The 4,874-nt window shown below is 62.3% G+C and carries 4 protein-coding genes; all 4 read left to right on the plus strand.

What is annotated here, in order from left to right:
- On the plus strand, nt 1-217 hold a 217-nt coding region (locus JHC36_RS10120), incomplete at its 5' end, for a DsbA family protein (RefSeq protein WP_287918711.1).
- Nucleotides 218-359: 142 nt separating this feature from the next.
- Nucleotides 360-1,112, plus strand: a complete 753-nt coding sequence (locus tag JHC36_RS10125; RefSeq protein WP_287918713.1) for a metallophosphoesterase family protein — start codon at nt 360-362, stop codon at nt 1,110-1,112.
- Nucleotides 1,109-2,554, plus strand: a complete 1,446-nt coding sequence (locus JHC36_RS10130) for a serine/threonine protein kinase (RefSeq protein ID WP_287918715.1) — start codon at nt 1,109-1,111, stop codon at nt 2,552-2,554. The genes JHC36_RS10125 and JHC36_RS10130 overlap by 4 nt, the downstream gene beginning before the upstream one ends.
- 153 nt (nt 2,555-2,707) lie before the next feature.
- Nucleotides 2,708-4,369 carry an MFS transporter gene (locus JHC36_RS10135; RefSeq protein WP_287918717.1) on the plus strand — a complete coding sequence of 554 codons (1,662 nt, stop codon included), beginning with the start codon at nt 2,708-2,710 and terminating at the stop codon, nt 4,367-4,369.
- Nucleotides 4,370-4,874: the final 505 nt, after the last annotated feature.

A 4,874-nucleotide genomic window follows, 5' to 3' on the forward strand; every position in this document is an offset into this window, starting at 1 on the left:
GGCCGCGCGCGAGCGGCTGCGCGCCCATACCGCCGAGGCGCTGGAGCGCGGCGTGTTTGGCGTGCCGACTTGCGAAGTCGATGGCCGGCTGTTCTGGGGTTTCGATGCGCTGCCGATGCTGCGCCAGCAACTCGCGGGCGTAGCGCCCCTGCCCGATGCGCTGTGGGATGCGGCCGAAGGCTGGCCGGTGGGCGTGCAGCGCACGCAGCGGTCTTGAGGCAGCGCTGAATCCGTCTTCGTGTTGGCGCGCTGGTTTGTATTGCTGGCGTCAGCTTGTCGCCTTACTGTTGTGCCGGCGTCAGCTCGGCCTTGCAACGGCGCAGCCGGGCGCTCGGCGGCCTTGAAAGCGCAGCGAACGCATGAAAATCGCCCTTTTATCGGACCTTCATTCCAATTGGCATGCCCTGGATGCATGCCTTGCCCACGCTCGTACGCAGGGCGCTGAGCGTTTTGCCTTTTTGGGCGATCTGGTCGGCTACGGCGGTGATCCTGAGGCAGTTGTCGACCGGGTGATGGACCTGGCGGAACAGGGGGCCTGGGTCGTGAGTGGTAATCATGACCAGATGGCCCTACGCCCACCGACCGAAACGCAGCGGGAGGGGGACTCCGGTGCCGCCTGGACGCACGCGCAACTCAGGCCGGATCAACTGCGCTTTCTCGAAGGTTTGCCGTTGACGCAGGTGGTCGGCCCCATGCTGCTGGTCCACGCCAGCGCTTTACACCCCGAGCGCTGGTACTACGTGGACGACGTCGGGGCGGCCGCACGCAGCCTCGAGGCTGCGGTCCAGGCCCACGACAGTCGCTATGTCTTTGGCGGGCACGTCCATCGTCAGGCGCTCTACTACCAGGGTGCTGGTGGGCGTCTGGTCGTGTTTCAGCCGCAGCCGGGCGTTTCCATTCCAGTGCCGTCGCATCGCCGATGGCTCGGAACCGTGGGGTCAGTGGGGCAGCCCCGCGATGGCGATGTCCGGGCAATGTACGCCGGGCTCGACCTTGAACGGGGGCAGTTGCGGTTTTTCCGCGTGCCGTACGACCACGTCGCGGCCGCTGCTTCGATTCGGCGCGCGGGATTGCCCGAGCGTTATGCCCAGCGGCTGTTGGAGGGAACATGAAAAGACTCGATACGGGCACCGAGATGGATGGTTTTCGGGTGGGGGACTGCATCCACAGCGGCGGCATGGCCGACATCTACCGGGTGCACTATGCCAATGGCGCCCCTGACCCGGGGTTCCCCATGGTGATGAAGGTGCCCAAGATGACGGCGGGGGATGGGGCGGAAAACCTGATCGGTTTTGAGGTCGAGCACCGGTTGTTGCAGGTGCTCACCGGGCCGATGGTCCCCCGCTTTGTGGCCGCGGGGGATCTCGCGCGTTTGCCTTACCTCGTCATGGAATACGTCGAAGGCCAGACGCTGGAGCGATGGATTCCCGAGCTTGGCAGCGATCAGCCCCTGGCCAGCGTCGAGGACATCGCGCGGCTGGGCGCAGCAACCGCGCGGGCTTTGCATGGCCTACACCAGCAAGATGCCTGCCACCTCGACCTCAAGCCGGCCAACGTGATGATTCGTCCGAACGGGCAGGCGGTATTGCTGGATTTTGGCTTGTCGTGGCACGCTCACTATCCCGACCTGCTTGCCGAGGAGTTCCGAAAAGCCGTGGGTTCGCCCGCCTGGATCGCGCCCGAACAAATCGTCGGTGTGCGCGGCGACCCGCGCAGTGACATCTTTGCCCTTGGCGTCATGCTGTACCAACTCGCCACCGGGCGCCTGCCGTTTGGCGCTCCGCGAACGCAGGGCGGTCTGCGCCAGCGCATGTGGGCCGATCCACGCCCGCCCCGTGCTTTGAGGCCGGAGCTGCCGAAATGGCTGCAAGAGGTGATCTTGCGCTGCCTCGAGCCCGAGGCCGATCAACGCTACCCCTCTGCCGCGCATCTGGCTTTCGACTTGTCGCACCCTCAGCAGGTGCAGATTACCGAGCTCGGCGAGCGACTTCGGGGCGCGGGCTTTTTGGAGCATGCCCGGCGCTGGCTACGCGCCGCCGGCAAGCACTACCAGCCCAGCCCCTTGCCGACCCGAAGGATTTCAGAAGTGCCTATCGTGATGGTCGCCGTTCCGCACACGGATGTGAGCGACGAGACGCTGTTTACCCTGCGACAGGCAGTGGGCCGATCCCTCGGTGCACGACCGGGGGCTCGCCTCGCGTGCGTCACCGTCGTATCGCCTGGCGACATCAGCACCACCGACAGCGAGCACAGCGAGGTTCGCGTCCACCAGCGCCTGCAGGAGATGCTGCGTCGTTGGGCGCAGCCGCTTGATGTTGCCGCGCACCAAGTGTCGTTTCACGTGCTGGAGGATGTCGATGTCGCACGTGCCTTGCTGCGCTATGCCGAGCACAACCAGGTCAGTCTCATCGTCATGGGCGCGGCCACGCACGGGCTGCAGCTGCAGCGTTTCTTGGCGACCGTGCCCATTCGTGTCGCCATGGATGCCCCTTGCAGCATCATCCTGGTGAAGGCACAGCGGCCTTATTTGCTGGGCACGGACCCGGAGGGGTGATGCGCGCGGTGATGAGCGCGGTATCGGCTCCCTAGGGATTTACCCTGAATCCGTCCGGATCTCGGTCGCAAACCCAGTGAGCGTCAGTTGTTCGTCAGGCCCGGCACGAACACTCCGCCCGCTTTCTCGCAACATCTCTACACTGGAGACACAATGGCAACAGCAACAGCAGCACCGCGTCCGATGACGCCGGAGGAAAAGAAGGTCATCTTTGCCTCCTCCCTCGGCACCGTGTTCGAATGGTACGACTTCTATCTTTATGGCTCGCTCGCGGCGATCATCGCGAAGCAGTTCTTCAGCGGGCTCGACCCCAATACGGCTTTCATTTTTGCGTTGTTGGCCTTTGCGGCTGGCTTCATTGTTCGTCCTTTCGGCGCCATCGTGTTTGGCCGCCTCGGCGACATGATCGGGCGCAAGTACACATTTTTGGTGACGATTCTGATCATGGGCACTTCGACCTTCCTGGTCGGCGTCCTGCCCAACTATGCAAGCATCGGTGTCGCCGCTCCGGTGATCCTCATTAGCCTCCGGATGCTGCAGGGTCTCGCTCTCGGGGGTGAATACGGTGGCGCTGCGACCTATGTGGCCGAGCATGCGCCACATGGCAAGCGGGGCGCGTACACATCTTGGATCCAGACAACGGCGACCCTGGGCCTGTTCCTTTCGTTGTTGGTTATTCTGGGCACCCAAACGGCGATGTCCAAGGAAGATTTCGCCGATTGGGGCTGGCGCGTGCCGTTTGTGATTTCGGTTCTGCTTCTGGGAATCTCGGTCTGGATTCGTTTGTCCATGAACGAGTCGCCGGCTTTCGCGAAGATGAAGGCCGAAGGCAAGACCTCGAAGGCGCCGCTGACGGAATCGTTTGCCAACTGGAAGAACCTCAAGATCGTTCTGTTGGCGCTGTTTGGCCTCACGGCGGGACAGGCCGTGGTTTGGTATACGGGCCAGTTCTACGCTCTGTTCTTCTTGACCCAATCGCTGAAGGTTGATCTGCAGGCAGCCAACCTGATGGTTGCCGCAGCCTTGCTGATTGGTACGCCATTCTTTATTGTCTTTGGGAGCCTGTCGGACAAGATCGGCCGCAAACCCATCATCTTGGGGGGGTGTTTGCTCGCCGCGCTGACTTATTTTCCGGTCTTCAAGGCGTTGACCGAGGCTGCGAACCCCGACTTGGCTGCTGCGCAAGCCAAGGCCAAGGTGGTGGTGGTCGCTGACCCAGCCGAATGTTCGTTCCAGTTCAACCCGACGGGCACTGCGAAGTTCACCAGCTCCTGCGACATCGCCAAGCAGGTCCTGGCTACCAATTCGGTCAGCTACACCAACGAGCCGGCTCCCCCAGGATCGCCAGCGGTGATCAAGATCGGCTCCGAGACGATCCCCAGCTATTCCAGCAAAGGCCTGCCGCCCGAGGAAGCGAAAGCCAAGGATGCAGAGTTCAAGAAGGCCGTGATCGAAACGCTGCGTCGTGAAGGCTATCCGGCCAAGGCCGATATGGCCAAGGTTGACAAGGTCAAGGTCATCGCCATCCTGGTCTACCTGATGATTCTGGTCACTATGGCGTATGGCCCGATTGCGGCGATGTTGGTGGAGTTGTTCCCGACCCGCATCCGTTACACCTCTATGTCGCTGCCGTACCACATCGGGAACGGTTGGTTTGGCGGACTGTTGCCGACCACCGCGTTTGCCATCGTGGCGCAAACCGGCAACATGTACAACGGACTGTGGTATCCGATCATTGTGGCTGGTATGACCTTCGTCATCGGCACCTTGTTCATTCGCGAGACCAAGGACGTCGACATCTACGCCAACGACTGATGTCTCGACCGCCGCTGGGGTTGCCTTTCGGTGACCCGGCGTAATCGGAAGCCCTCTGCTGGGGGCTTTCTTTTTTCTATCTGGAGAACGAATATGGGGAAATGGATCCTGGGCTTTGCGTTGTTTGCCGCGCTGGCGATGTTCGCCTTGTTTCAAGGCGGTGCAAACATCGACATGGGGGGTGAGAAGCATGGGGCGGATGCCGTGGGTGCCGAGGCAAAGGCGGCTGCCGGGGTTTCCCCGGGAGCGTCGACCCCCACAGGTCAGGGAAAATAGAGCGGAGGCAACGCTCGGGCAGTTCCCCGTGCGTCCCGTATTCCATCGTCCACTCGGTCGAGGATCATGGGACTATTCAGCGTTGCCCTAACCACCTGAGCCAGCAGATGACATGAAACCCCAGAAAACTGTAGCGGGCCAACGGGCTCTCAAAGAGCGGGTGCCGCCGCTGAGCCCGCGCCAACGGTCCCTATTGATCGTTTGTGACGGGCAAAAGAGCCGCGAGCAA

It is taken from the genome of Tibeticola sp. (assembly GCF_022759015.1).
Taxonomy (GTDB): domain Bacteria; phylum Pseudomonadota; class Gammaproteobacteria; order Burkholderiales; family Burkholderiaceae_C; genus Tibeticola; species Tibeticola sediminis.

Coding starts and splice junctions, on each gene's coding strand:
- JHC36_RS10125 (WP_287918713.1), top strand. CDS start 360: ATGAAAATCGCCCTTTTATCGGACCTTCATTCCAATTGGCATGCCCTG.
- JHC36_RS10130 (WP_287918715.1), top strand. CDS start 1,109: ATGAAAAGACTCGATACGGGCACCGAGATGGATGGTTTTCGGGTGGGG.
- JHC36_RS10135 (WP_287918717.1), top strand. CDS start 2,708: ATGGCAACAGCAACAGCAGCACCGCGTCCGATGACGCCGGAGGAAAAG.